Here is a 26,745-nt window from a genome sequence, read left to right on the forward strand (position 1 = left end):
AGGAGCATTGGCGGCAAAGGAAACTAGCGTTTGTTGGTCCAGACTCGGTTTTGGTGATTCTGCCGAGATTGAAGCTGCGGCGACGGGTAACAAGAACACCCGCCGAACGCCCAACGCCGTAGCTAATGGACATCAGATACGTTTTCCCCCAGATAAGAAGCCCCTGTATCATGCTAACGGACAGCAGATCCGTTATTTCCCAGATAAGAGGTCCATTAAACGTTCTAACGGACACCAGATCCGTTATTTACTTCGCAAACGGCCAAAATAACGCCGTTTTCAGATAATAACGGATTCCCTGTCCGTTAATTTCGCTCAAACCTCTATTTTCTACGAAATAAGGTCCCCTGTGTCCGCTAAACACCACGTGTACGCGGGGCAACTTCATGGAGGCATGGCAGAACGGCAATTACCGTTGTTCCGCAAGGCCAGGCTTACCCGCCACTCGACAAAGCGGCATTGCCAGGCTTTGACCACTCAACACGCCCAAGCCGCATTGCCGGACTTTGGACGCGCCACAAGACCAAGCGGCATTGCCAGGCTTTGACCACTCAACACGCCCAAGCCGCATTGCCAGACTTTCGCCGCCCCACACGGCCAAGCGGCATTGTCAGGCTTTCGCCGCGCCACAAGACCAAGCGGCATTGCCGGACTTTGGACGCGCCACACTGGCAAGCACCCTGAAGGTATCGCTCCATCGCAATGCCGGATACACCTGTATAAGAATCCCCGTCACACCGCCATACAACTCAACTCACAGCACGTTTAACTCGTAAACTAGCGCTTAGGGTACCACGATCACTGGCCCGCCAATACAATCATCCCCTGGCTGCGGCATCCGCATAGAATATAATCGTGTAAAATTTCGTTGTTTCCTTGCCAGGATTGACGTACCGATGGGGCCGGTTAGCCGAGAAATGGACGGAGCTTCCGGCAGGCACGGTATAGCTTTCATCTTCGCGCCAAAGCTCAAGCTCTCCCTGATGCACAAAAATATACTCCTCCACGCCGTCATTATGAGCTTCGGACCCGTGGTCGCAGCCCGGATCCATGATGACCATATAAGACTCGAATTTGGTACGCAGGTTGTAGGAGAACAAGGGGTGCACCCGGTACGCGCCTTCCGCCTCGTGAAAAGGCTCCACGTCATCCGGAGCGACCACGGTCACTTCGGTTTCCGCCTCCTCGATGAGCGTGGTGAATGAAATGCCGAGGCCGCTGACGATGCGCCATAATACCGAGATCGTCGGGTTAGAATCCCCACGCTCGATCTGTCCCAGCATGGCTTTACTGACACCGGTCAACTCGGCTACGTTATCGAGGCTGAGGCCCCGTGATTTACGAATGGCTTGCAGATTTCTCCCTACCTTTTTATGAATGGGTTCCAAGTGTAACCATATCCTCCTTCTGAAACTAAGCCGTTAACTGATCTTGCTCTGATCAGCCCGCCGCTTCTCCATAAGCTTTGACACCATATCATCGGTCATATGGTTCAAATCATATTGTACATCAAATCCCCATTCTTCGCGTGCCGCAGTTGCGTCAATCGAGTCCGGCCATTCGCTTGCAATCGCTTGACGGACCGGATCCACGTCATAGTCGAGGCTGAAATCCGGAATATGCCGGCGGATGCTGGCCGCAATTCCCTCAGGATCGACGCTCATCGCCGTAACATTGAAAGCATTGCGATGCTTCAGCCTAGCCGGATCCGCTTCCATCAATGCAATGATGGCGGAGATCGCATCCGGCATGTACATCATATCAAGGTAGGTCCCTTTATCAATAAAAGAAGTATAGCTTCCGCTGCGGATCGCGGCCACATACATCTCAACCGCATAATCCGTCGTTCCCCCGCCCGGAGGCGCGGAATGGGAGATCAGTCCCGGAAAGCGCAATCCCCGGGTATCCACTCCGTATTTATGGTAATAGTAGTCGCACAACAGCTCCCCGGAGACCTTGCTGACTCCATACATGGTTAGCGGGCGCTGCAGCGTGTCTTGCGGCGTTGCGTTTTTTGGGGTGTCTGCCCCGAATGCCGCGATGGAGCTCGGCGTAAAGAACTGGCAGGACAAGGCCCGCGCCGTCTCCAGCGCACTTAACAAACCGCCCATGTTCAGATTCCAGGCCAGTGCCGGATTGGATTCTGCCTTGGCCGACAACAGAGCCGCTAGATGAATGATCGTATCTGCCCGAAACTCTTTAGCCGCTTCGTGAAATGCATGGTGATCGGTTACGTCCAGTGTTTTGAACGGTCCCGATAGGACCGTTTCATGATGGATTTGACGAATGTCCGTTGCAAGAACGGCTTCTTCGCCGTAATTCTGGCGCAATTTCGCCACCAGGTCTGAGCCGATCTGACCGAGTGCACCGGTTACCATAATTCGTTTCATAAGCTCGTGCCCCCTTATTAGATCAGACCCAGCTCGCGCCCGATGATTTCATATGCGGAAAGTGCGCGATCCAGCATCTCCTTCGTATGCATGGCGGTTGGCATATTCCGAACTCTTCCCGTGCCTTTTGGCACCGTCGGGAACACGATCGATTTGGCATACACGCCTTCTTCGTACAGTCTCGTGCTGAATGTCTGGGTCGTTGCTTCATCTCCGATGATGCAAGGCGTAATCGGAGTTTCCGTGCGGCCGACGGAATAACCAAGGCGCTTAAGTCCTTCCTGCAGATAACGGGTGTTCTCCCATAGCTTCGTTTGCAGGTCTTTGCTGTTCTGCAGGATGTCGATAGCGGTAATGCAAGCGGCTACGGTACCTGGAGGCAGCGCTGTGGAGAACAGGAACGGCCGGCTGCGGACCTTGAGCCAATCCACCAGGTCCCGCGATCCGGCAACATAACCGCCGACAACGCCAACCGCCTTGGACAGGGTTCCGATCTGGATATCCACCCGATCCGACAGCCCGAAATGCTTCACGGTGCCTGCACCGCCGCCAAGCACGCCCGATCCATGCGCGTCATCCACGTAAGTGATCAGATCATAGGTCTCGGCGATCTCCACGATTTCGGGGAGTTTTGCAATGTCGCCATCCATCGAGAACACGCCATCGGTAATCACCATAATCTTGCCGTATAAACCGGACTCTCTCGCTTCTTTCGCTTTCAAACGCAAATCATCCATGTCCGAGTGGTTAAACCGAATGACTTTGGCTTTGGTCAACCGGCAGCCGTCAATAATGGACGCATGGTTCAGCTCATCCGACAAAATCGCATCCCCGGCACCCATCACCGCCGAGATCGCCGCCATATTGCAATTGAAACCGGACTGATACGTAAGTACCGCTTCCGTTCCCTTGAACTGCGCAAGCTTCTCCTCAAGCTCAACATGCAGCATTAGGGTTCCGTTAATGGAGCGAACGGCGCCGCTTCCGGTTCCGAAATCGGTCGTAGCTCGGATGGCTGCTTCTTTCAGTCGCTCATCATTTGCCAGTCCGAGATAGTTGTTGGAAGATAAATTCACGAATTCACGACCCTGAATGGTAATGAGCGGACCGTTCGGGCTTTCAAGAGGCTGGATGGTATTATAAAGCCCTTGCTGCTTGAGTTCCGTTAGATTATCCTGTAAGAAAGCGCTTAACGATTGACTGGACATATGAAATTCCTCCCGTGGATCCGAAGTATCTTAACGTACATATCATTTACCCTTCCATTGTATGCAAAAAGTCACACGCATGCAATATCCTGTACATAAATATGTTATATTAGATTTTCTAGCAAAAAAATCCCCTCAGCATTCGATAGGTAGTCTGCCTGTCAGCCTGCCTATATGAACGCTAAAGGGCGAATGAATGATGACGAGGTCCAAATTTCGTATGCGAAATCTTTAATGAATCTCAGCTTCTCCAACTGCTGTTCTTCCGTTTGGGTGAGTAAGAAGGTATCCATCATGCTGTTGTTATAAATAACTCTAATAAACTATAGCTAGCTCCAGCTATTAGCCTATTGATCTATATCGAAAAAATCAGGTGGCAATCGCCTCATGCAGCGCCTCGACATAAGCTGCGGCAAGCTTGGACAGGGTTGCGTTTTTATGGCTGATCCATCCGACGTTGATCGTCTCATCGCAGGCGAGCGGAACCGGAATAATCTCGTTCCCGTTCAGGTCGGCGCTCAGCACCCCGGTCGAAATGGTATAACCGTTCAGACCAATCAGCAGATTGAACAAGGTTGCACGGTCATTGACCCGGATGCTTTTTTTATGAGACAACGTGCTGAGAATTTCCTCCGAGAAGTGGAACGAATTGTATTCCCCCTGCTCGAAGGATAAATACGGATAATTCTGAAGCTCGTCAATGGTCACGATCGACTGCTTGGCCAGTGGATTTTTGATGCTGATAAAAATATGCGGCCTCGCCGTAAACAAGCTGGTAAACTGCAGCCCTGCATCCTTCAGCAGCTTGTTGATTACCTTGGCATTGAATTCGTTCAGGTAGAGAATGCCGATCTCGCTGCGCAGGGTTTTGACGTCCTGGATGATTTCGTAGGTCTTCGTCTCTCTCAGCGCCAATTCGTACTCATCCTGCCCGTATTCCTGGACCAGCTTCACGAAGGCATTGACCGCAAAGGCGTAGTGCTGGGTGGATACCGAAAAATGCTGCGGGGAAGGCTTTGCGTTCAGATAACGTCCCTCCAGAAGCTCAGCCTGCTCCACCACCTGCCGCGCATAGCCTAGAAACTCCGCGCCTTCCTTGGACAAGGATATGCCTTTGTTGGTCCGCTCGAATATCGTAATACGAAGCTCCTCTTCCAGATCCTTGATCGCGTTGGACAGGCTGGGCTGGGAAATAAATAATCGTTTGGCCGCCTCGTTCATGGAACCACGGTTGGCAACTTCGATGGCATACTTTAATTGTTGTAAGGTCAATGTGATTCCCCCTTTTTATACTATCAAGGATAACATTCGCACGTTAATTTTTACTGCTATCATGGCTCCAGGGAAGGATTACCTTAAATTCCGTCCCCTTGCCAAGCTCGCTTTGTACTTGGATGTATCCACCGTGAGCCGCTGCAATCTGCTTAGCAATCGAAAGCCCCAGACCGGAGCCTCCTGTCGACCTGCCTCTTCCGCTATCCACCCGGTAGAAACGGTCGAATACATGAGGAAGCGCATCAGCAGGTATGCCTGTGCCCGTGTCCGTTATGCCTATCGCAATCTGCCCGGACAGATCCCTCGCATCGATTCGAACCGAAATGCTTCCCCCTTCCGGCGTATGCCGCAGCGCATTGGTTAACAAGTTAAGTAAAAGCTGCTTCAGCCGTTTCGGATCGACCTGGGCCCATGCTGAATCCCGATATTCAGGCCTTAACGTAACCCCGCAAGCATCCGCCTCCGGCTGTAAGAGCTCCATGAGATTGACCAATAGCAAGTTCAGATCGGTCTTCTCTTTATGTAAGACTAACTCCCCCGCTTCTGCCGTATTCAGAAGATGAAGCTCATCCACCAAATGCACCAGACGCAGCACCTCGTCGTGAAGGGGAAGCAAAACTTCCGGCTTCACATCGGTTGGGGACTGCTGAATCAACTCCAGCTTGGATTGAACGATGGATAGCGGCGTCCTTAATTCATGCGCTATATCTTCGACAAGTCTTTTTCGGAGGTCCATGGCCTCTCGTAATTGGTGCGTCATGGAATTGAACGCCTCCCCAACCTGACCATACTCGTCCTTTCGCTTGATCGGCACTTCCGTTGTCAAGTCTCCATCGGCTACTTTTCGCATAACCGCGATCAGTTTATGGAGCGGATGAATGATTAGACCTGAAAGCCAATAACCCAAAATGACCACAGCGCATGCAACAAACAACGTCACCATAAGAGCTTTGAGCTTCATTTCGCCAAGCACATATTTGCTTAGCCCCTCGAGACCTTCGAGGCCACCCCCGCTTCCCTCGGGAACATACCGGGCAAACAGGCTTCCCAAGTAGCCTTGCGTTGTGCCGATATACGCGGCCGTTACAAGCATGACCAGGACGCCCATCGCCATGAATATTTTGCCGCGCACCGTCATCTCGGCTCACCGAATCGATATCCAAACCCATACACCGTTTGAATGTATTTCATATGGTCAGGATCAGGCTCAAGCTTCTTACGCAGTTTACTGACATGAGAGTCCAAGGTGCGTTCATAATTCATGAAATCATCGTCCATAGCTGCCTTCATAAGCTGCAATCGACTGAACACAACCCCCGGCCTGTTGGCCAGGGTCAGCAAGATCTTGAACTCGGTCGGGGTCAGCGGGATGAGCTCCCCGTTTCGCGTAACCTGGCATTTGGTTTCCGATATCAACAGATCCCCGCGCTGCAAGGGCGGCGCCTCAACCTGGATTGGAGCCGTTCGTCTGAGAACCGATCGAATGCGGGAAGTCAGTTCCCGCAAACTGAAGGGTTTGGTTATGTAGTCATCCGCACCAAGCTCCAGGCCAATAATTTTGTCCGTTTCCTCTGATTTCGCCGTTACCATGATGATTCCACAAGCACTGGATTGCCTCAGTTCCTTGCACACTTCGATTCCGCTCTTTCCAGGCAGCATCCAATCCAGCACCACAAGGGCGGGCTGCTCTCTTCGGGCGCACTCAAGCGCATCTTGACCATTGGTCACGGCAAGAACCCGGAACCCTTCGCCCTCTAAATAAAGCTTCATCGTTTCCAGCATCGCCACTTCGTCTTCCACAAGCAACAGCGTCATCTCCATTGCGAATAACCCTCTCACTTTTTAGAACCATTATAACCCGTTTCCAGCATAAGAAGTGATCCTACACAGAATGAAAAGATCATCTCCAACAGTTCTACACATTTGATCTGTACACTGAATGCAAAACCAATGTAAAGGGGCGTACACAATGGTGAGAAGCTGGCTAATGTTTGAATACGTACTAACGTTTCTAAATTTTTTTATATGGTGGATCGTCTATTACAGAGTAAAAAAAACATGCCTGCCGCAACCGAAGGAAGACCTGCTTAAGCATCTAAACATTCTTCGCTTCTGGTTGTGGCCCGCCATGATCATGACAGGGCTTAAATTCGCTGCGGGTGCGGTGCTGTGGAATGCCGATTGGGCGTTTGTCGAAGACAAGGTATTCATCCAGCGGCCGCTTTATGCGCTCTCGATTTCCGCCGTCTTTTTCTTCTCACTGCCCGTATTAACGAGTCGCAAATTAACAGTCCTTGATGATAAGTTAAACGACGGTTCAAGCGGGTACCTGAACAACCGCTTCCTTGTGGCACCTTTTTCGGCAGCGTTCTATGCAGCAGCATGCTCCTGCTTATACATGTTGTTTCTCTCGCAATCTCCACTCCGATTCAGCAGTTTTATAACCATCTGGATTGCATTCGGTATTCTGATGGGCATGGCGTGGGTTTCACGCAGAAAACAATTCAAGGAATTGCAGCATTCATTGAACATGGATCACCGTGTAACCTACAAGCAGAGACTTGTCCGATTCTCATGGAAGTGCCTGCTTGTCATTGCCATCACCTCCATAATGGTTTCCGCGGGCTTGATCTCGTCCCGGCTGCCGGACCGAATGAGCATGATGGACCATGGTCGTCATGACAGCAGCGGAAGCCCCGGGAACCATAGCCATCATGGAAGTCACGCGGAAGCATCGAGCATATCTGTAGAGAATATAGAATCGATCAGTGTAGCCAGCTTGCACGGACCGCAGACCTCAACGCCTGACCGCAAATTCGAATTAAGCGCACAGAAAAAGCTGCTCACCATGCCCTCAGGCGAAACCGAAGAGGTATGGGCTTTTAATGGCCTCGTTCCCGGTCCGGAACTCCGTATTCAGGAAGGCGAGCTGGTCGAGGTTACCCTGGTCAATATCGATGTGGAGGATGGCGTTACGATCCATTGGCATGGGCTAAATGTTCCGAACGGAGAAGATGGCGTGGCAGGATTAACGCAGAATGCCGTCATGCCTGGAGAACAGCATATCTACCGGTTCATCGCGGAACAGACGGGCACATACTGGTATCATTCCCATCAGCAATCCTCGGTCCAGGTTGCCAAAGGGCTGTATGGCACGCTAGTCATCGAACCGGATGACGCTACCGTTTTGGAAGATGTCGATTTAACCGTGTTGGCTCATCCGAAAGGAACGAGCAATGGAACAACGATCACCTTAGGAGCCACGGGAAAGCTCCAGCGGCAGACCGTAATGCCGGACAAAACCGTGAGGTTAAGAATAATCAATGCACATAACATGCCTAAAATGTTCTATTTGTCAGGAGCCTCCTTTAAAGTAACCTCCATTGACGGCGTGGATCTGAGCGGTCCCGAGTGGATACAAAATCAAAAGATGCTGCTGGCTGCCGGCGGACGCTACGATATTTCCTTTGCCATGCCGGATCATGCGGTATCGTTGACGCATACTGCCGATGCGATCAACGAACGGAGCGAAGCGATTGTTATGGCCGGCAATGATCGGGACCTGCCGCTTCCTGGCCGGGAGGGCCCGGTATTCAATCCGGCCAAATACGGCACGCCGTCCTCGGTTCCTTTTGACGCTGATACCGTCTATGACCGTAACTTTACGCTTGTTCTCGACAACCGCGTGGGCTTCTATAACGGCATGATGACCAATGTGCAGACCATCAACGGTTATGTCTTTCCGAATACGCCGTCTCTCATGGTTCGCGAAGGGGATATCGTAAAAATGAAGTTTGTGAATCGGGGCTTCATGGATCATCCGATGCATCTGCATGGTCACCATATTCTCGTATTGAAGCGTAATGGAGAACCTGTCGAAGGAAGTCCCTGGTGGACGGATACGCTGAATGTAGCGCCCGGCGAGACGTATGAAGCTGCATTTGAAGCCGACAACCCGGGGCTTTGGATGGATCACTGCCACAATTTGGACCATGCCGCGGCCGGGATGTCGATGCATCTCATGTATGAGGGGGTTTACACGCCTTTCGAAATCGGGAGTGCCACCGTAAATAGATACGAATAATTACAAAAAACAAGCGCCGATCACCAGTCTTTCCGAGCCAGCGGTAATCGAGCGCTTGTTTGCAATTGTAAGACTAGGCTAAGCCTCTAAATATTCACCTTATACCCTAAAGCCAGTTCATCCCCGGGAAGCCCCCGGATTCCCCAGTTGTGCTGCGGCGTTTCGAAAATCGTAATCTCCACATCCTGGGAAGAAACATGCAGCGTATGCTGAATCCGCTCGAACAGCAATCGAATCAGCTGTTTCTTAGCCTCCACCGTCCGGCCTTCAAATATGCTGATCTCGATCACCGTGTAACGATCCGTTCTCCCGTCAGGGAAGCGGAAATCCTCCCGACTCATGGGGAAGAAACGATGAAATTTCTTATCCGCCGGAAGTTCAAATGCGTCTACCACGCACGAATGTATCACTTCCGACAGCTGCTCCTTCATCGGGTTCAGCTGCTCCCGGACGCCGTAAATTTTGATCTGCGCCATGCTCTGCTCATCTCCTCTAAACTCATCTAAACTAAAGGCTATGTCACTTTGTCGTTATATTCGTTTCAGGCAGTAAATAATCCTTCCTGCCCCGTCCCTATTCTCCGGTCTGGAACTGCTTCTTCGCCCACTCGACATAGGACGGATGGCTTCGGATCAATTCTTCATGCGTACCGCTTCCCGTAATATGACCCTTCTCAAGCACAATAATCTGGTCCGCCTCGACGACGGTCGATAACCGATGGGCAATGACCACGGTCGTGCGTTCCACCATCAAATTGTTCAGCGCCTTCTGCACTTCGTGCTCCGAGTCGCTGTCCAGGCTTGCCGTCGCTTCATCCAGAAGCAGGATGTCCGGTTTCCGCAGCAAAGCCCTTGCAATCGCGACCCGTTGGCGCTGACCTCCGGATAACTGGATGCCCCGCTCGCCAACCTCCGTGTCGTACCCTCTCGGCAGAGCTTCGATAAACCCTTCCGCGTAGGCGAGCCTCGCTGCTTCCGCAATCTCCTCGTCGGAGACCGGCTCCTCCCGTCCATAAACGATATTGTCCCGAATCGTTCCGGTCATGAGCGGGCTGTCCTGGGACACATATCCGAGCTTTCGCCGCCAGGACTCCAGCGTATAATCGCGGATTGCTTCCGAGCCGAAGCAAATCTCCCCGCCGGATGGTGCATAGAACCGCTCGATCAAGGAGAATACCGTGGTTTTGCCGCTGCCGCTGGGCCCGACCAGGGCAGTGACCTTCTTGGCTGGAATGGAAAAGGACACATCGGACAGAATCGTTTCGCCTTCATGGTAAGCAAACGTAACCTCTTTGAATTCAACGTTCCGATGGCCTTCCGGTGCCGGTCGCACCGCACGATGATCGCTCTCCGGTTCGAATTCTAGGATAAGCCGCAATCTCTCGGTTGCCGCCATCACCTTCTGGAGCTGGGAGTAAAACGTGGCGAACTGGCTGAAAGGAAACATGATTTGGAACAGCAGCAGGATAAACGATACCAGCTCGCCGGCGCTGAGCGCACCGGAAGAAACGCGAACGCCGCCGTATCCGATGATGACCACGAGCAGAACGACCATGACCATCGACATCAACGGAATCAGAACCGAGTTAATCTTGGCTTCCTTCATGCCGAAACGGTACAGGCTGTCCATATCCTCATACCCGCTTTTCTCCTCCCTCCGCTCTGCATTGGAGGCTTTCACCAGCCTGATCTCGCCGATCACCTGGGTCAGCATGGCGGACAGCTGGGCCAGCTGTCCATACATGCTGATGGAGATTTTGTACATTTTACCGCCGATGGGCATCAAAATGCCGAACCCGACCGGAACGGCAATCAGGATGATGAGGGTCATCCGCCAATCCAGGTAAAACAGGATCGCAACGGCCCCCAGAACAGTCAGCAGATTCGAGCAAAAAGCGATCAGATGATCCGTGATCAGCGTCTTTACTTCATTCGTGTCGTTGGTCACACGGCTCATCGTCTCGGCCGAGCGATGCTTGTCGAAGAACGGAACCGGCAAGGCCAGCACCTTCGTCCAGAGCCGTTTCCGAATTTTGTTCACCGTCTGGTTCCCGACATAGGCAAGCATATAATACGAAAGTCCGCTGGCCACGGCTTCCAGCAGGAAGAGGACGGCCAGAAAGCCGACCATGCGAATATTAAACGCATCTGCGGCAAAATTATCGATGAGCTGGCCGGTGATGAGCGGGACGATAAGTCCCGTCACCGCCCCGACCAAACTTAATACGATCGCCAGAAAGAGCACCAGCTTCGGAATGCCCGAAGAACGCAGCAGCTTGATAAAATATCGAACCGTGGTTTTTGTTACCTTGCCTTTCTCATCTACGGTTTGCTCCATACAAACTTCCTCCCTTCTCGTTCAACCTGTCACATATAGATTTCTTTGATAAAGCGGCCGGTAAACGAGGCTACCACTGCAGCCACTTCTTCGGGTGTTCCTGTCGCCACCAGCGATCCGCCGGCTGCTCCCCCGCCAGGCCCGATATCGATGATCCAATCGGAATTCCAGATCAGGTCCAGATTGTGCTCAACCAAAATCACGGTGTTCCCCGCATCCACCAAACGGTTTAACAGGACGAGAAGCTGCCGGACATCTCCCGGGTGAAGCCCGGTCGAGGGTTCGTCCAGCAAATAGAGCGTGTGGTTTTTCGTTTTTTTACTCAGTTCCTTTGCTAATTTGATCCGCTGTCCCTCGCCGCCCGACAGGGTGCTCACCGATTGTCCCCACTTCAAATATCCAAGTCCGACATCGCAGAGCAGCCGGGTCAATTCCATGATCTTTGGCTTCACTTCCAGCAGGGCAAGACTTTCCTCAATCGTCATATCCAAAATATCGGAGATGGTGTAACCGTTAAAAGTCACGCGGAGAACCTCTTCCTTGAAGCGCTTGCCCTTGCAGTCCGGGCAGCGTACTTCCAGCTCCGGAAGAAAGTGCATATGCACGGACACGACGCCAAGGCCTTGGCATGTCTCACAGCGCCCGCCTTGCGTATTAAAGGAGAAGTGCTTGGCCGTCAATTGATTCTGTTTAGCTTCCGGCAAGCTGGCGTACCAGTTTCTGATATGAGTGTAAACATCCGTATAGGTAGCAATGTTAGAGCGCTGCATTCGGGATACCGGCGATTGGTCAACCTTGATCAGCTGTCCCACCGATTCCCAGCCCGTGATGGCTTTGCAGCCGATTGGAGTTGATTGATCGCTTCCGGATTCCGCCAGAAGATCAAATAAAAGCGTGGATTTACCGGATCCCGATACGCCTGTCACCGATATGAGACAGCCTAGCGGAAAAGAGGTCGTAATATGTTTCAGATTTCTCAGATGTGCATCCTCAATCGTCAGCAGGCTGCCGTTTCCGGTCCTGCGCCGACTCGGAGCCGTCAGCATCGTGGGATCCCGGAAATACGATCCGGTCACGGACTCGGGATTCCCTATCAATTCCTCCAGCGTTCCTTGACCGACGACCGTGCCGCCCATCGTTCCCGCACCCGGTCCGATATCAATGATATGATCGGCGGCCCGCATCACTTCTTCGTCATGCTCGATGACAAGCACCGTGTTGCCGAGATCCCTCAGTTGTTTCAGAACCTGGATAAGTCCCCTGGTATCTTTGGGATGCAGACCCGACGTCGGTTCGTCCAAAATGTACAGCACGCCCGTGAGGCCGGAGCCCAGAATCGATGCGAGCCGCAGCCTCTGGGCTTCCCCGCCCGACATCGTGACGACCTGCCTCTCCATGGACATGTAACCCAGCCCGACATCCATGATGCGCTTTAGTCTCACGACGGAATCATAAATGAGCGGTTCCACGATCGTTAATTGGTCCGCCGTCAGCTTCTTCAGCAGCGCCTCCATCCAATTCAGCGCTTCCCCGATCGACCATGCGTTAACTTCGTTAATGGAGACGCCGTCAATCCGGACGCGGCGGCTGTCCTCCTTCAGCTTTGTTCCGTGGCAATCCGGACAGACATGCTCATGAAACAGGGACGCTTCCCCGGACTCGCTCCCCTTCTCCCGGTACCTTCTCCATATTCCGGTGACTACGCCCTCGTACTTGCCTTGTCCTACGGACTTCGGCGGCTTCACTTCAGGAAAATGCCGGCTGAACGGCTCGCTCTCCACGCCGTAATACAGGAGATCGCGCTGAACGTCGCCATAATCCCGAAGCGGCATAAACTCATCGAACACAAACCCGTAATATTGGGCTGCTGCTTTCAGAATGCTGATGTTATAATCGGTGAGAGCGCTGTACCATATTGCCACCCCGCCGTCTCTTAGGCTTAAGTCAAGCTGGAACACGGCATCCAGGTTCAGGCTGACCGTTTGACCGAGTCCGCTGCACGTTTCGCATGCGCCTTCCGGCTTGTTAAAGGAAAAATGCGACATCGTCAATTTGTCGAGACCATGACCGCATCGCCTACAATGAACCGTCTCGTGGGAATCGCTGATCTCTTCCTCGTCAGAGGGACCGTGATAGGCTTCTCCGTCCACGCTCGGTATCACCCTGTCGCCGCAGGAAGGACAGCTTCGTTCCCCAAGCTTGGCAAACAGTATCCGGAGCAGCGTGTAGATATCCGTCACCGTTCCGATGGTGGATCTCGGGTTTCGGTTCGTAATGTGCTGACCCACGCTGATCGACGGGGAGAGCCCTTCAATCGAATCCACCTTCGGCTTGCTGACCGAGTCCGACACCATGCCCATGGATTCCATGTACTGCCGCTGACATTCCCGCTGCAGCGTATCCATGGCCAGCGTAGACTTGCCCGAGCCGGACGGACCTGTCATGACGACCAGTTTGTATTTTGGAATCTCAAGCGAAACATTTTTCAGATTGTTCTCCCTGGCACCGCGAATCTTAATCGTTCCTTCCATCTTCCCTACCTCCTAAAAGTTTTGCGGAGCATAGCTTCATTTAAGGCCCTCGCCATGAAACTCGTTTCGAAAGCGTACGCTTTCGTTTGGAAGCTTAGCTCCAATCCTTCATTTTACAAACCCATCTTACAACATTGATGCAAGTACAAAATTTCAAACCTGCAAAGGTTGCTCCATCACTGTTTATAACGGCGAAAGCCGTCACGGAGCTTTAAGGTTTATGTACAATGTTTGAAGCCCTGTTGGTTGTCTATGCACTGCAGTTGACTTTATAATAGGCTATAGATATCTACGTATCGTGTTTTCAGAGGAGAGGTACCCATGCCGAAAAAAATCGCACCAGAATTTTATTTTATTGGCAACCATCCCGTGCTGGATTTCGTGAATACCAAGATCGCTGTCAGCGGTCAGCCGCTGGATTTGCTGGATACATTCGATTCTTTATTGGATTGGATGGTGAAGGCGAACCTGCTGTCGGAGGTGGAACGCAACCTGCGCAAAGCGGTGTATAACGGCAACGAAGAGGAAGCCCGGATCGTGGAGTCCGCCAGATTGCTCCGCGAACACCTCTTTCATCTGATTCAGCCGGGCAGTGCGAACGAGAGTTCAACGGAAGCAAGCCTGCAGTTCATTAACGGGCTGCTGAAGGAGCAAATCATGCGCACCGTGCTTGTGGTCGAAGGCAGCGCCTACAGCCGCAAAAGCCGGATGCTTTTTCGGAAGCCGCTGGACCTGCTGAGCCCGATCGCCGTATCCGCCGTTGATTTTTTAACGACCCATGACTTGAAGCTGGTGAAAAAATGCGAAAATCCGGCGTGCGTGCTTCGCTTTTACGACAATAGCAAAAACGGCACAAGGCGCTGGTGCAGCCCCAAAACATGCGGAAACCGCATGAAGGTCGCTGCCTATCTGGAGCGTCAGAAACAACAAACGAAGGAATCTTAGATAAACCGTCTAAGATTCCTTTTTTTAATACCCAAAATAAAACTTTACAGGTTAATTTTCGGGATATATAATACCCTTAAGTTAGTTATGGTGGTTAATAAAATGAAAAGAGGTGTTCTACAAACATAACGACCAGCCAAAAGGATCTAAATAGCAATCGCTTCATAAAAAAATCGCAGGTATTCAAGGAGGCGTTTATCCAATGGAACATAAAGTCCAGTATCATACGGCTCAAATCAACGGTTTGGACATTTTTTACCGTGAAGCAGGAGCTCCCGGCTCGCCTGTCGTATTACTGCTGCATGGTTTTCCGACTTCCAGCCATATGTATCGTCAATTGATTCCGGCCCTTGCCGATCAGTATCATGTGATCGCACCTGATTATCCGGGATTTGGTTACAGCAGCGCGCCAGACCATGATCAGTTCCGGTACAGCTTTGACCATTTCAGTCAGCTCATCGAAGAATTGCTGGCACAATTAAATATCCGGACCTTCTACATGTACTTGATGGACTATGGTGCACCCGTCGGGTTCCGGATCGCGGCGCGACATCCCGAGCGAATCCGAGGCCTGATCATTCAGAACGGGAACGCCTACCATGAGGGACTCGAAGAATTCTGGAATCCCATTAAAGCATACTGGGAAGATCCCGCGAATCCGGATAAACGCGAGGCCCTGCGCCGGCTAACCAGCATCGAGGCAACGAAGTGGCAGTATACGCATGGAGTCGCTGACGCCTCCCTCATCAGCCCGGACACCTATACCTTGGATCAAGCGCTGCTCGACCGTCCAGGCAATCAGGAAATTCAACTGGATTTGTTCCTGGATTACGGATCGAATCCTCCCTTATATCCGGCTTGGCAGCAATATTTCCGCCATGCTCAGCCGCCAACCCTGATTGTGTGGGGGCAAGGCGACCACATCTTCCCTGAGAACGGCGCCCATCCGTATCTGCGTGATTTGCCTCATGCCGAGCTGCATCTCCTGAAGGGGGCCGGTCATTTTGCATTGGAATCCCATGGACCGGAAATCGTTCAATACATCCGGGCATTTTTGGAACGGCAATGATTCTGGGCATGATTCATACCCACGATGACAGGCTACTTATACATCCGTCTTTTCACGGAAACGCACTTCATGATACAATCCCCCAATAAGTAAGGATTCAGGCAGATCCGAATGAGGTAGGGGGGACATCATGGGCATCCGACCGATTGATATCGCCAAGAAACTGGGGATTACCACAAGTGCGCTCAAGCACTATGAGAAATGGGGAATCGTCCCTCCTGCCGAGCGTGCGCCGAACGGCTACCGGTTATATACCGAGGAGCATGCCGCTTATTTCGAGTGCATCCGCGCCATGTTTCCCGGTTTCGGCGTAGACGTGACGAAGCAAGTCATGAAGAAGCTGCAGGAAAGGGAGCTGGATGATGCGCTCTGGATCGTAAGCGAGGCCCAGGCCCGCCTCCAGCAGGATAAAATCCTTGCGGAGCGCACCATCCGCATTCTGGAAACGGAGCAGCTTGACGCAGTCGATGCCCGAGGCCGCAAGAAAGAGCTGACCATCGGGGAGGTTGCAGCCGAGATCGGCGTTCCCACCTCGGCCATCCGCCATTGGGAGAAGGAGGGCGTCCTTATCCTGCCGCGGGATCAGGATAACGGCTACCGGAAATTCGATGGTGCCCAAATCCGGCAGATTATGATCATTCGGATTCTCCGCTCAGCCAATTACCCGCTTGAAGTCATCAAGGACGTCCTGCAAGAGCTCGAGCATCATCAGGTTCATAACGCCAGACGGGTCCTCAAGGACACGCTGGTGTACCTCAACTACCTCAATCATAACCAAATACGCGGCGTGCACTACTTATATCAGTTGTGCCAAGTATTGAAGTTAATGTAATCGCTATCCATTCGCACATTGGTTTTTGCTGTTCAAAAAAACAAACCCGGAGCCTCATCCGGGTTTGTTTGTGTGTATGTGCCGCTTATGGATTAACCTTGATGGAACCGACCGAGGTCGTCAGGGATATTTTCGCTCCGCCGCCGTTGACGTCGCTCTGTCCCCGGCTTGCTCCTGTAATCTGTCCCAGCTCGGTTTCGGTATCCAGCGTATATTTCATGGACGGCGCGAACGCAGCGGTGATGCTGCCTGCCGATGTGTTGGCCGTCAGCGAGCCGTCCGTGTCGATCTGCTTAAGATCCAGCTTGATGCTGCCCGCTTCGGATACGATCCTGGAGCTGCCCGTGATTTCCGTTTGGTTGAGCTGAATTTCCCCGGCTCCCAGCTGCAGCTCGAAAGCCCCCTTCAACTCGTTCACCCTTACCTTACCGACATCATTCTTGATGCGGATATTCTGCAGGGCTTCCGGTACCTCGATCACATAATCAATCATGAATCCGGAATCGCCGAACTGCTTCTGCGACCAGTCCCACAGGCTAATGCCGGAGTCGTCTCTAGGATGCGTCCTTAATTCCAGCATGCCATCCTGGAGCGTCAAGGAGGTAGCGGCCTGCTCCGTCACCTGGGTGCGAATGTTATCGTTCTTGAAAAAACTGTCGTTGAACCATACGGTTGTTTTCACGTTGACCTCGCTACCGGGTACCGCGATAAGCTCGATATTGCCTACGGCATGGTCGATGACCAGTCCCTCGGCCGTGCCGGCTTCCTGAGCCGTCGTCCATTCGAACTCCTTCCCTTCCCGTTTTACTTGATCGCTGATGGCTATCGCCGATTCGCCGGCTAGGTTCCCGATTTGCGCTAATTTATCAAGCTCCCGGTTTACCGATTCATCTGCATTTAGGGCAGCATCGCATCCGACCAGCACGGCAAATATCAACAGCGACGAAATTTTCACGGCCATCATGCTCTGTTTTCTCCTCAAATCCTCCACGTCCATTCCTGTTTATGTATATGTCCATTATATCGTGGAGGGAAAAGTTCACACGCTGCCGCGGACCAGTTTCTTCCTGGACCTTAGTCTGGGACACCCCCTCCGTCTTTTGTATGATGCACGTACGAATCATTCCTCCAATCGCTGTTGCCCGGGAGTTCCCGCAGTATAAGATCTACTCTTGGAACATCCCTTTTCTCTAAAATCATGCGAGGATCTCATGGCTGGCCTATCCGCAGCACGACCTTTCCCCGCACATGGCCGGATTCCACGGCACGATGCGCTTCCGCCGCTTCGCTCAGCGAGAACGTCTGCGACACATGGATTTTCAGCTTCCCTTGATCATACATTTGGACCAGTTCCGCTAATCGATCCTTGGAGCGCTGGCTGCGGATGGGGCGCACCCCCAATTCTTCCACCAGATCGAAGGCCACGATCGTTCCGATGCGGCTCCGGTCGCCGACAAGCTCCACCGAGGCCCGCAGCGCCTCTTCGCCGGCGGCATCAAGCGCGGCTGTCACTCCCTCGGTGGCGCAAGCCTTGACCCGGTCTACAAGGCCTGGTCCATAAACAACGGGAACGGCGCCCAGCGAACGAAGATAATCATGATTTCGCTCGCTTGCGGTCCCGATGACCCGCGCTCCCCAGGCTCGAGCGATCTGGACGGCAAAAGAGCCGACTCCTCCCGCTGCCGCATGAATCAAAACCGTATCCCTATGGCCAATCCCTAGCACCGCAAGTGCCGTATGGGCGGTTTGCCCCGATGCGGTCAAGGCACCCGCTTCCTCCCATGGCATCGAATCGGGTTTCCGTACAGCTTGGTCTGCGCTGACCACGACATATTCAGCGTAACAAGCGAGCAATGACCAGCCAATGACGTCATCCCCCATTTTAAAATCCGTCACTCCCTCCCCTACCTGATCAACCGTTCCGGCGAATTCGTTACCGAGGATTTGCGGCATCCGCAATGTCACACCGGGCGGCGCCCAGCCGCTCCCCCTGATTCCGCAGTCGGCCGGCTGCACGCCTGCCGCCTTGATGTTAACTCTTATCTGGCCGTTGCCGGCCTGAGGATCGTCGAAGTCCATAACGCGCAAAACTTCCGGCGGTCCAATCGTACTGAACGCAGCTGCTTTCATATCGATCATCCTTTCCTGCATCGCTTGATCTTGTATCTGAGACCATTCTATAATCATCGATATATAATAAAAAATACAAAATAGTCTATGTATATATATACTGGAGTATATAAGCAGGGACGGTGAACCGTAATGGAAATGTTGCAGCTGAAGTATTTTGTTACCGTAGCAAGGCTTGAACATATGACCAAAGCCGCAGAGGAGCTCCATATTGCTCAGCCTGCGCTCAGCAAAACCATCTCCAGACTCGAAGAGAATCTCGGGGTTCCGTTATTTGAACGCCAAGGCCGGCAAATCCGTCTCAATCCGTACGGCAGAGCATTTTTGGCGAAAGCCAAAGCTGCCCTGCAGCTGCTGGAAGAGGGACGGCGGGAAGTGGAAGATCTTGCGGGGCTGGAGCATGGGCGCATTCATTTGGCCTTATCCAACATGGAGCAGCTCCGCGAGCCTTTACGCTTGTTTCTGCGCGAGCATCCGAAGATCAACTTTCACATTATCCAGTCCTCGATGGAGGATATGGTTCAGACGATTGAACATAATGAAGTGGATTTCTTTCTGACTTCCATGCCCGTTCGGCATCCGGATATACGCAGCTTGCCTTTGCACGTGGAAGAGGTGTTCTTGGCCGTTCCCCCCACCCACCGCTTAGCCGGAAACAATCGCATCCGCTTAATTGAGGCTGCCGGAGAATCCTTTGTGGGTTATAAAGAAGGCCATCCGTATCAGAAGATGAATAACGAGTTTTGCAAGCAAGCCGGTTTTCAACCGAAGGTCGTCTGCGAGGTGGAAGACCCTGGGACCATCGCTGATCTGGTCCGTTCGGGGTTTGGCGTGGCTTTAATCGGGGAATGCAGAAGCAGCGAGGAATTAAAGCTGACGAAGCTCAGCATTCAAGAACCTCTCGCACGCCGGGTATTTCAAATCGCATGGCTGGAATCCAGATACTTGTCCAAGGCCGCGATTTCCTTCCGCGATTACCTCGTTGAATATTACGCGGATCACGGTAATTGAGACATAACAACCACGTCGTAAACGACGTGGTTGTTTTATGATATCGAAATTCCAAACCCTGCAGCGCCGTTTCATTCTCGGGCTATTCTCACTTGGGCACGCGTCTGTCTGTGGACCTTGGTAGAACAAGACTACAATGATCTTTCCCTGCTTTGATATTTCGAGGGTTGACAATATTTGGGGAATGATTATACTTTTGAGTAAACACTCAGTTTTTTCGAATTCATCGCTCATGACTATTTAGCATCCATGGAAACCGGTAGCTCCGCAAGGAAGCTTTGCCTATTTCATTTCAAAGGAGAAAGACATCTGCCTATGCCAACAACAACCCGTCGAAATGCCAAGAAGGAACGGATATTGAACGCCGCTCTGAAGCTGTTCTCCCAGCAGGGATTCCATGCAACGACAACCAAAGAGATTGCGGCCGAAAGCGGCGTGGCCGAAGGACTGATCTTCTACCACTTTGGTGATAAACGGAAGCTGCTGCTCTTTCTTGTGAACAATTTTTCCTTTGCTGCGCAGCTTCAAGAGGATGCCGGGGAACTGTCGAAGCTTCCTGCGGACGAGGCCCTGTTTCAATACGGCATGGCATATCTCCAATTCCTCAGGACGAACATGGATTATCTGATGCTCATTTGGTCACCTGAACTCATAAGGGATGCCGAGGTATCAAAAGAGGTATCGCGGCTGATCGGAGGTTTTGGGGCAGCAGGCAGCAGCATGCTCAGACAGACAGCGGGACCCGATCATCAACCGGAACACACGGTTCAGGTTGCCATGATGATGATGACCTCCTCCATCCTGGTCTATTGCATGCTCCATTCCCGTTTCGGAGAGGAAGCGCTCCCGCTCGGGGACGAATCCTATATTCGAGAGCTCGTCCGGCTGCTGCTGCATGGGATGAACGAAGAACCCGGATCATGACGTTTTTGCTCCGTGAAGAACGATGTATACAATAAGCTGATGGCCGTATAGAGCATGCTGCATCGGCTTCTTTTATCCTCTGAATTTGAGTGGTTACTCAGTTTCTATTCTTTAGGCATCGCTAATATGGTTAGATTGAAGGGAGAAATGAGGATTATGCTGTCATTCATGCCGGATTGGAATTTCGTCATGTTGTTGTGGCTGCTGCCGGTTGTATTTTTCATTCACGACGGGGAAGAGATTGCCACGATGGAATGGTGGCTCAGGAAGAACAAGAACAGCCCCTGGATCACGAAATTTTCGCCCGTATCCATTCCGTGGGATAAGAACATCACCCTGCAATTCTCCTTTGCCGTACTGCTGATTGGCATCGTTCTCACCTGCGTAACGTTTCTAACGGCGCATACCTTCCATATCGGCAGCCCGTCTAACGCCCTGTTCGCGGGCTTCGTTACGGTGTTCCTGCTGGACGGCGTGAAACATGTTGGCGCCTCAATCGCGCTGAAGGCATACACCCCTGGCGTCATTACAGCTGCGGTCCTTGAAATTCCATACGGACTTTATGCGCTTAACCGCCTGCTGTCCACTGGAATCGTTGATGCCACGGCATTCGTAATGGGAACTTTGATCTCCATGCCGCTCATTCTGTTTCTGGTCTGGTTCGGTTTAACGCTTGGGAAACGGATCGCGCCGCACCGCATAAATACGTAGGCTCCGATAACGTGCATTGCAGCGCTTTCAAAAGTCAACACTCTTTTCGATTAAACGTGAGATATGTCATTGCGAATCTCTCCCTGGACGACTTCGTTTTCCTCAACATATTAGCCAAGCGCCGGCTCATAAGCTTAATGGATGGCAGTTAAACCGGATACGTTACGTACAAACCATATGGAGGGAGATACCGATGATGGAGGAGCAGAACCAGAAACGAGAAAATGCCGGCCCTATACCCCAGCCGATTCGCAGCGACGGTGCAGGCGGGCCGGACTATGGTCCGCGGGATGTGATGAGGGATATCGAGAATCCCGATATGCTAGTACCTCCGGTCACGGATGCGGGCTTGATGCCGAATCTGAAAATGTCGTTCTCCGACACGCATATGCAGCTGAATCATGGCGGCTGGTCGCGGGAAATTACGGTACGGGACCTGCCGATTGCGACCACGCTGGCCGGCGTGAACATGAGCCTGACGCCCGGCGGCGTTCGGGAGCTGCATTGGCATCAGCAGGCGGAGTGGTCCTATATGATATGGGGCAGCGCCAGGATTACGGCCATGGATGCAAGCGGCAGGAATTTTATAGCGGATGTGGGACCGGGCGACCTTTGGTATTTTCCGGCCGGCCTCCCCCACTCGATCCAAGGACTCGAGGAAGGCTGTGAATTTCTGCTGGTCTTTGACGACGGCCACTTCTCGGACCTGAACACCTTATCGATCTCCGACTGGTTTGCCCACACGCCTAAGGATGTGTTGTCCGCCAACTTCGGCGTGCCGGAGAACGCGTTTGCCCATATCCCGAAGGAGCAGGTTTATATTTTTCAAGACCAGGTACCGGATTCGCTTGCCAGCCAGGAGGTGCAATCTCCCTACGGAACGGTGCCGCTCAGCTTCAAGCACCGGCTGTTGGCGCAGGAACCGATCATAACCCCTGGAGGAAGCGTAAGGATCGTGGATTCCCGCAATTTCCCGATCTCCAAAACCGTTGCAGCCGCGCTGGTCGAGATCAAGCCTGGCGCCATGCGGGAGCTCCATTGGCATCCGAATCAGGACGAATGGCAGTATTACTTGACCGGGCAGGGAAGAATGACCGTATTCGCCGGCAATGGAGCAGCTCGGACCTTCGATTACAGAGCCGGCGACGTCGGTTACGTGCCCTTTGCCTTCGGTCACTACATACAGAATACTGGCACGGAATCCTTATGGTTTCTGGAAATGTTCAGAAGCGACCGGTTCGAGGATATATCCTTGAATCAATGGATGGCCTTGACGCCTCGGGACCTGGTCCGGGATAACCTGAACGTCGGAAACGAAGTCACCGCCGCTTTGCGCAAGGAGAAGTGGCCCGTCGTAAAATATCCGGGATATTCGTATTATCCGCGATAACGTTCCTTCCCTCTTCTTTGTCTCAGACATTGCCCGCGTTATCGAAAGGCCTTGCAGACCTGCCTAAGGGCTTGATTCCGAGGCAGTCTGCATGTGCTCTCATGCTGAGATTGACTTTTCCTCCCTTCTGCCATATAGTTCATTAATGAAACTATTTCATACGTGAACTGTTTGAGAGGAGAACTATCATTGAACGACAAAGCAAGGCAGTGGATCGACCGTTATGTCGATGTCTACCTGCTGGTATCGCGGCGGATCAATGCCCAGATCCGGGAGCAGCTCGGCGAAGACCTCACCAGCGACCAGTTTCAGGTTGTCCGCTTGATCAACGGCATGAATCGCTGTACTTCGTCCTATCTGGCGGAAGCTCTCGCGGTCGGCAAAAGCTCGGTTACGGCCATCGTCAACCGTCTCGTGGATGCCGGCATTATCGACAGGACCAGGGACGAAGCAGATCGCAGGCTGGTGTATCTGACTTTAACGGAGTACGGACATACGATTTTTGAATCGGCCCAGGAGCAGATAAGGGAGATCATCTCCCCTTACCTGCAGCATTTTGAAGAAAAAGATATCGAAATGTTTATCTCGATGTTCGAGAAACTGGGGCAATTGATGTTTGAATCAGGGGGGAGAAAGAATTGAGAGCTATACTGAAAGCAAGATGGGCCATCATCGTGCTGTGGCTGGTGGCCGCCGTCGCGCTGTTTATGTTCGCGCCTTCCATGGCGGACCTGGTGCGGGAGAAGGGCCAGCTATCCGTGCCGGATGGATATAGCTCTTCGCGCGCGGCTGAAATTCTGAAGGAAGCCTCCGGGGGCGAGGGCGGGGAAACCCTGAACCAGGTTGCACTTGTCTTCAACAAACCCGACGGGTTAAGCGAAGCGGATAAAGAAAGCATCCGGCTGGGCGTTCAAGCTTTAAACGACAATAAAGACAGCCTTCACATCGATTCCATAAATGAACCGTTCACGCAGACGGAGCTGGAAGACACGCTCATTGCCAAAGACGGCAAGACCATCATGGTCGCGCTTCAGGTCAGCGGGGGCGAGGAAGCCGTGAAAGAGCTGCCCGGGAAGGTCGATCAGGTGCTCGAAGGCGTTCAAGCCGACCATTACCTGACCAGCGAAGGTCTCATCAACGAAGATACCATCGTCAGCTCCGAGGAAGGCCTGAAGAAAACGGAATATATTACGGTCATCTTTATTCTGTTGATCCTGTTCGTTGTATTCCGTTCCTTCGTGGCACCGTTCGTGCCGCTGTTGACCGTAGGGCTCAGTTATCTCGTGTCCCAGTCGGTTGTGTCCTTTCTCGTGGACCAGTTCAACTTCCCGATATCCACCTTCACCCAGATCTTTATGGTGGCCGTCATGTTCGGGATCGGAACCGACTACTGCATCCTGCTGATCAGCCGGTTTAAGGAAGAACTCACCACATCCGAAGATACCCAATCGGCCATTATTGAAACTTATCGGAAAGCCGGCGGCACCGTGCTTTATTCCGGGCTTGCCGTATTCGTCGGCTTTGCAGCCATAGGTTTATCCAAGTTCATTCTGTATAAATCCGCGGTTGCGGTTGCGATCGGCATCGCGGTTATGCTTCTTGCGTTAGTCACGGTCGTGCCGTTCTTCATGGCGGTCCTCGGGAAGAAACTCTTCTGGCCGTCACGCGGCAAGCTGGAACACAGCGAAAATAAACTATGGGGAGCGGCCGGTTCTTTCTCCCTCAAGCGTCCTTGGGCCGCCATGCTCGTCGTGGCCGTCATCGTCGGGCCCTTCCTCGCTACGTACAGCGGCAAGCTGTCGTTTAACAGCCTGGAGGAAATCGGTCCGAGTTATGATTCGGTCAAGGGCTTTAATATCATTTCCGACAGCTTCGGTCCCGGGCAGTCGCTGCCTTCCACCATCGTGATCAAGAACGATGACCGGATGGATACGCCGGAGTACATGGGACTCGCGGAAAAAATCAGTCGGGAAGTGGAAAAGGTTGAAGGCGTTTCGAGCGTTCGCGGACTTTCGCGTCCAACCGGCGAGCAAATCAACGATTTCCTCATTCCGACTCAAGTCAAAACGTTAAATGAAGGATTGGGAGAGTCCAAAGACGGGCTGACCCAAATTCAGAACGGACTTTCCGAAGCAGGCAAGCAGCTCAGCGAGAATGCGCCGAAGCTGAATGAGGCTGCTGCGGGAGCGCAAGAGCTGACGAAGGGAACGGCCGACCTGAAGGACGGCATCACCGAGCTTGGTCAGGGTCTCAGCGCCATTCAAAAAGGGATTCAAAGCGGAAGCGCCGGTGCCGGTGAACTCAAAGCCGGACTCGCCAAGGCAGCGCAAAGCGCGAAAGAGTTGGCCGCTGCCCACGACCAGCTTCTACAAGGCTACAAGCAGCTCGACACCGGATTAGCGGCCCTAAACGGCGGCGTTGCTGGAATCCAGGAACAGCTGGGCGGCGTTGCCGCGGCTCTGAAAGGACTTGAAGGCTCCTTCACGGGATTGGAGAGCAGTCATCCGGAGCTTGTTCAGGATACCGATTATCAAACGATTAAAGGCACCGTTACCCAAACTGCAGCAGGCACGGCAGAGCTGGCCGCGGGGTTGGGACAGATCTCCGAGCAGCTTAAGGGCGCATCGGCAGGCTTATCGGAAGCCAACGCCGGCTACGCCAAGGCAGCCGCAGGGCAAACGGCACTTGCCGATGGTCTTCAGCAGCTTGTGTCCGGGATCGCAGAGCTTCAATCCGGCCTCTCGCAAGCCGCTAACGGGCAGGGCCAAATCGTAAGCCAGATCCCTTCCATTACGGGCGGACTGGACCAGCTGCAGGGCGGCCAGAAGCAGCTTGCCGACGGGTTCGGCGATTTTACCGGACAGATCGGAGAGCTGACGGAAGGACTGAATTCCAGCGTCGACGGGCTGAAACAAATTTCGGACGGACTGCATTCCGCTCAGGATTACCTGCAGCAAATTCAGGACGTTCAGGATGAGGATCTCAGCGGATTCTTCATCCCGCAGGAAGCCCTGGAGAACGAAGAATTCCAGACGGTATTCGATACCTACTTGTCCGATGACCGCAAAGTGATGACGCTGGATGTGGTTCTGTCAACCAATCCGTACAGCGAAGAAGCGTTGGGCAGCGTCGAACAGATTCAGGCAGCCGTCGACCGTGCAGTAAAAGACACGAAGCTGGAGAACGCCGAGGTTGCCATCAGCGGCATTACCAGCACCAACAACGATTTGCAGAGCATCTCGAATGAAGATTACACGCGTACCGTGATTCTCATGCTGAGCGGAATCTTCATTATCCTGGTCGTGCTGCTGCGATCCATCGTGATGCCGATCTACCTGATTATTTCGCTGGTCATCACGTACTTTACCGCCGTCGGCGTTACGGAGATGATCTTCGTCCACGGCTTCGGATATTCCGGCATTACTTGGGCCACGCCGTTCTTCAGCTTTGTCATGCTGATCGCGCTAGGGGTGGATTACAGCATCTTCCTGATGGCACGCTTCAACGAGAACAAAGCCTGGAACGTTCAGGATGCCATTCTCCATGCCATGCGCAACATGGGCACGGTCATTCTGTCCGCGGTGGTCATTCTTGGCGGCACCTTTGCGGCCATGTATCCATCCGGCGTATTGTCCATGATGCAGATCGCCACGGTCGTCTTGGTCGGACTTGTGCTTTATGCACTCCTGTTCCTGCCATTCTTCGTGCCGGTGATGGTTCGCATCTTCGGCCGGGCCAACTGGTGGCCGTTCAGCCCTAAGGAACAGGGCGACGCTTCCAGAACGGGACATGATCTGAAGATGTAATTAACATTTTGAATACGATAAAAAGGGCTGCACCCGCGTTAGGCATACGGGGGATGCAGCCCTTTTGTCGTTTCCTCCCAAACATCGGAATCTTCATGCCAT

21 protein-coding genes are annotated in these 26,745 nt (G+C 52.7%); 10 read left to right on the top strand and 11 right to left on the bottom strand.

Annotated features, from left to right (window positions below; all coding sequences use genetic code 11):
- Positions 1-818: 818 nt before the first annotated feature.
- The 6 genes from M1D70_RS22920 to M1D70_RS22945 all read right to left on the bottom strand — a co-directional run bounded on the left by M1D70_RS22920 (position 819) and on the right by M1D70_RS22945 (position 6,694).
- Positions 819-1,388 carry a helix-turn-helix domain-containing protein gene (locus tag M1D70_RS22920; RefSeq protein WP_009593589.1) on the bottom strand — a complete coding sequence of 190 codons (570 nt, stop codon included), beginning with the start codon at positions 1,386-1,388 and terminating at the stop codon, positions 819-821.
- Between the two features lie 33 nt (positions 1,389-1,421).
- A complete protein-coding gene (locus M1D70_RS22925) occupies positions 1,422-2,390 on the bottom strand; it encodes an NAD-dependent epimerase/dehydratase family protein (RefSeq protein ID WP_456288042.1) in 969 nt (322 codons plus the stop codon).
- A 17-nt stretch (positions 2,391-2,407) separates the two neighbouring features.
- Positions 2,408-3,598 (bottom strand): glycine C-acetyltransferase, encoded by a 1,191-nt coding sequence (locus M1D70_RS22930; protein ID WP_456288043.1) that lies wholly within the window; start codon positions 3,596-3,598, stop codon positions 2,408-2,410.
- 369 nt (positions 3,599-3,967) lie between these two features.
- Positions 3,968-4,870 (bottom strand): LysR family transcriptional regulator, encoded by a 903-nt coding sequence (locus M1D70_RS22935; protein WP_009593611.1) that lies wholly within the window; start codon positions 4,868-4,870, stop codon positions 3,968-3,970.
- Between the two features lie 43 nt (positions 4,871-4,913).
- Positions 4,914-5,987 carry a HAMP domain-containing sensor histidine kinase gene (locus M1D70_RS22940; protein WP_456288044.1) on the bottom strand — a complete coding sequence of 358 codons (1,074 nt, stop codon included), beginning with the start codon at positions 5,985-5,987 and terminating at the stop codon, positions 4,914-4,916.
- Between the two features lie 20 nt (positions 5,988-6,007).
- Positions 6,008-6,694, bottom strand: a complete 687-nt coding sequence (locus M1D70_RS22945; RefSeq protein WP_456288045.1) for a response regulator transcription factor — start codon at positions 6,692-6,694, stop codon at positions 6,008-6,010.
- Between the two features lie 148 nt (positions 6,695-6,842).
- Between M1D70_RS22945 and M1D70_RS22950 the strand changes: the two genes are divergently transcribed.
- Complete coding sequence (locus tag M1D70_RS22950; RefSeq protein ID WP_456288046.1) at positions 6,843-8,957, top strand: multicopper oxidase family protein; 2,115 nt, start codon at positions 6,843-6,845, stop codon at positions 8,955-8,957.
- An 86-nt stretch (positions 8,958-9,043) separates the two neighbouring features.
- On the opposite strand, the gene M1D70_RS22955 is transcribed toward M1D70_RS22950, so the two are convergent.
- The 3 genes from M1D70_RS22955 to uvrA form a co-directional block, all read right to left on the bottom strand.
- On the bottom strand, positions 9,044-9,433 hold the full coding sequence (locus M1D70_RS22955) for a tautomerase family protein (RefSeq protein WP_456288047.1): 390 nt from the start codon (positions 9,431-9,433) through the stop codon (positions 9,044-9,046).
- A gap of 97 nt (positions 9,434-9,530) precedes the next feature.
- Positions 9,531-11,294, bottom strand: coding sequence for an ABC transporter ATP-binding protein (locus tag M1D70_RS22960; RefSeq protein WP_009593608.1), 1,764 nt, complete (start codon positions 11,292-11,294; stop codon positions 9,531-9,533).
- Between the two features lie 29 nt (positions 11,295-11,323).
- Positions 11,324-13,825, bottom strand: coding sequence for an excinuclease ABC subunit UvrA (gene uvrA, locus M1D70_RS22965; RefSeq protein ID WP_456288048.1), 2,502 nt, complete (start codon positions 13,823-13,825; stop codon positions 11,324-11,326).
- 321 nt (positions 13,826-14,146) lie between these two features.
- Between uvrA and M1D70_RS22970 the strand changes: the two genes are divergently transcribed.
- The 3 genes from M1D70_RS22970 to M1D70_RS22980 all read left to right on the top strand — a co-directional run bounded on the left by M1D70_RS22970 (position 14,147) and on the right by M1D70_RS22980 (position 16,671).
- Positions 14,147-14,770 carry a CGNR zinc finger domain-containing protein gene (locus tag M1D70_RS22970; protein ID WP_456288049.1) on the top strand — a complete coding sequence of 208 codons (624 nt, stop codon included), beginning with the start codon at positions 14,147-14,149 and terminating at the stop codon, positions 14,768-14,770.
- A gap of 202 nt (positions 14,771-14,972) precedes the next feature.
- Positions 14,973-15,839 carry an alpha/beta fold hydrolase gene (locus M1D70_RS22975; RefSeq protein WP_456288050.1) on the top strand — a complete coding sequence of 289 codons (867 nt, stop codon included), beginning with the start codon at positions 14,973-14,975 and terminating at the stop codon, positions 15,837-15,839.
- Positions 15,840-15,969: 130 nt separating this feature from the next.
- A complete protein-coding gene (locus M1D70_RS22980; protein WP_009593595.1) occupies positions 15,970-16,671 on the top strand; it encodes a MerR family transcriptional regulator in 702 nt (233 codons plus the stop codon).
- A gap of 85 nt (positions 16,672-16,756) precedes the next feature.
- Here the strand turns inward: M1D70_RS22980 and M1D70_RS22985 are convergent, their stop codons facing one another.
- Both M1D70_RS22985 and M1D70_RS22990 read right to left on the bottom strand, forming a co-directional pair.
- Positions 16,757-17,635, bottom strand: a complete 879-nt coding sequence (locus M1D70_RS22985) for a DUF4097 family beta strand repeat-containing protein (protein ID WP_456288051.1) — start codon at positions 17,633-17,635, stop codon at positions 16,757-16,759.
- 245 nt (positions 17,636-17,880) lie between these two features.
- The gene (locus tag M1D70_RS22990; RefSeq protein ID WP_036672897.1) at positions 17,881-18,801 is read right to left on the bottom strand and encodes an NADP-dependent oxidoreductase; all 921 of its coding nucleotides are present in this window, start codon (positions 18,799-18,801) and stop codon (positions 17,881-17,883) included.
- A gap of 132 nt (positions 18,802-18,933) precedes the next feature.
- Between M1D70_RS22990 and M1D70_RS22995 the strand changes: the two genes are divergently transcribed.
- The 6 genes from M1D70_RS22995 to M1D70_RS23020 all read left to right on the top strand — a co-directional run bounded on the left by M1D70_RS22995 (position 18,934) and on the right by M1D70_RS23020 (position 26,643).
- Positions 18,934-19,812: a LysR family transcriptional regulator gene (locus M1D70_RS22995; RefSeq protein WP_456288052.1), complete on the top strand. Its 879-nt coding sequence runs from the start codon at positions 18,934-18,936 to the stop codon at positions 19,810-19,812.
- Between the two features lie 315 nt (positions 19,813-20,127).
- Positions 20,128-20,736, top strand: a complete 609-nt coding sequence (locus tag M1D70_RS23000) for a TetR/AcrR family transcriptional regulator (RefSeq protein ID WP_456288053.1) — start codon at positions 20,128-20,130, stop codon at positions 20,734-20,736.
- Between the two features lie 156 nt (positions 20,737-20,892).
- Entirely contained in the window at positions 20,893-21,447 is a 555-nt protein-coding gene (locus M1D70_RS23005; protein ID WP_009593588.1) for an HXXEE domain-containing protein, read from the top strand.
- 193 nt (positions 21,448-21,640) lie between these two features.
- Positions 21,641-22,837, top strand: a complete 1,197-nt coding sequence (locus M1D70_RS23010; protein WP_456288054.1) for an oxalate decarboxylase family bicupin — start codon at positions 21,641-21,643, stop codon at positions 22,835-22,837.
- A 189-nt stretch (positions 22,838-23,026) separates the two neighbouring features.
- Entirely contained in the window at positions 23,027-23,479 is a 453-nt protein-coding gene (locus tag M1D70_RS23015) for a MarR family winged helix-turn-helix transcriptional regulator (RefSeq protein WP_009593603.1), read from the top strand.
- The gene (locus M1D70_RS23020; RefSeq protein ID WP_456288055.1) at positions 23,476-26,643 is read left to right on the top strand and encodes an MMPL family transporter; all 3,168 of its coding nucleotides are present in this window, start codon (positions 23,476-23,478) and stop codon (positions 26,641-26,643) included. Before M1D70_RS23015 ends, M1D70_RS23020 begins: the two co-directional genes overlap by 4 nt.
- The last annotated feature ends 102 nt before the right edge of the window (positions 26,644-26,745 follow it).

Source organism: Paenibacillus sp. AK002, assembly GCF_053903045.1.

What these genes read in the sequence shown, in the direction of transcription:
- M1D70_RS22925 (WP_456288042.1), bottom strand. Translation starts at nt 2,390, where the DNA reads ATGAAACGAATTATGGTAACCGGTGCACTCGGTCAGATCGGCTCAGAC.
- M1D70_RS22930 (WP_456288043.1), bottom strand. Translation starts at nt 3,598, where the DNA reads ATGTCCAGTCAATCGTTAAGCGCTTTCTTACAGGATAATCTAACGGAA.
- M1D70_RS22940 (WP_456288044.1), bottom strand. Translation starts at nt 5,987, where the DNA reads ATGGCGATGGGCGTCCTGGTCATGCTTGTAACGGCCGCGTATATCGGC.
- M1D70_RS22945 (WP_456288045.1), bottom strand. Translation starts at nt 6,694, where the DNA reads ATGGAGATGACGCTGTTGCTTGTGGAAGACGAAGTGGCGATGCTGGAA.
- M1D70_RS22950 (WP_456288046.1), top strand. Translation starts at nt 6,843, where the DNA reads ATGGTGAGAAGCTGGCTAATGTTTGAATACGTACTAACGTTTCTAAAT.
- M1D70_RS22955 (WP_456288047.1), bottom strand. Translation starts at nt 9,433, where the DNA reads ATGGCGCAGATCAAAATTTACGGCGTCCGGGAGCAGCTGAACCCGATG.
- M1D70_RS22960 (WP_009593608.1), bottom strand. Translation starts at nt 11,294, where the DNA reads ATGGAGCAAACCGTAGATGAGAAAGGCAAGGTAACAAAAACCACGGTT.
- uvrA (WP_456288048.1), bottom strand. Translation starts at nt 13,825, where the DNA reads ATGGAAGGAACGATTAAGATTCGCGGTGCCAGGGAGAACAATCTGAAA.
- M1D70_RS22970 (WP_456288049.1), top strand. Translation starts at nt 14,147, where the DNA reads ATGCCGAAAAAAATCGCACCAGAATTTTATTTTATTGGCAACCATCCC.
- M1D70_RS22975 (WP_456288050.1), top strand. Translation starts at nt 14,973, where the DNA reads ATGGAACATAAAGTCCAGTATCATACGGCTCAAATCAACGGTTTGGAC.
- M1D70_RS22980 (WP_009593595.1), top strand. Translation starts at nt 15,970, where the DNA reads ATGGGCATCCGACCGATTGATATCGCCAAGAAACTGGGGATTACCACA.
- M1D70_RS22985 (WP_456288051.1), bottom strand. Translation starts at nt 17,635, where the DNA reads ATGATGGCCGTGAAAATTTCGTCGCTGTTGATATTTGCCGTGCTGGTC.
- M1D70_RS22990 (WP_036672897.1), bottom strand. Translation starts at nt 18,801, where the DNA reads ATGAAAGCAGCTGCGTTCAGTACGATTGGACCGCCGGAAGTTTTGCGC.
- M1D70_RS22995 (WP_456288052.1), top strand. Translation starts at nt 18,934, where the DNA reads ATGGAAATGTTGCAGCTGAAGTATTTTGTTACCGTAGCAAGGCTTGAA.
- M1D70_RS23000 (WP_456288053.1), top strand. Translation starts at nt 20,128, where the DNA reads ATGCCAACAACAACCCGTCGAAATGCCAAGAAGGAACGGATATTGAAC.
- M1D70_RS23005 (WP_009593588.1), top strand. Translation starts at nt 20,893, where the DNA reads ATGCTGTCATTCATGCCGGATTGGAATTTCGTCATGTTGTTGTGGCTG.
- M1D70_RS23010 (WP_456288054.1), top strand. Translation starts at nt 21,641, where the DNA reads ATGATGGAGGAGCAGAACCAGAAACGAGAAAATGCCGGCCCTATACCC.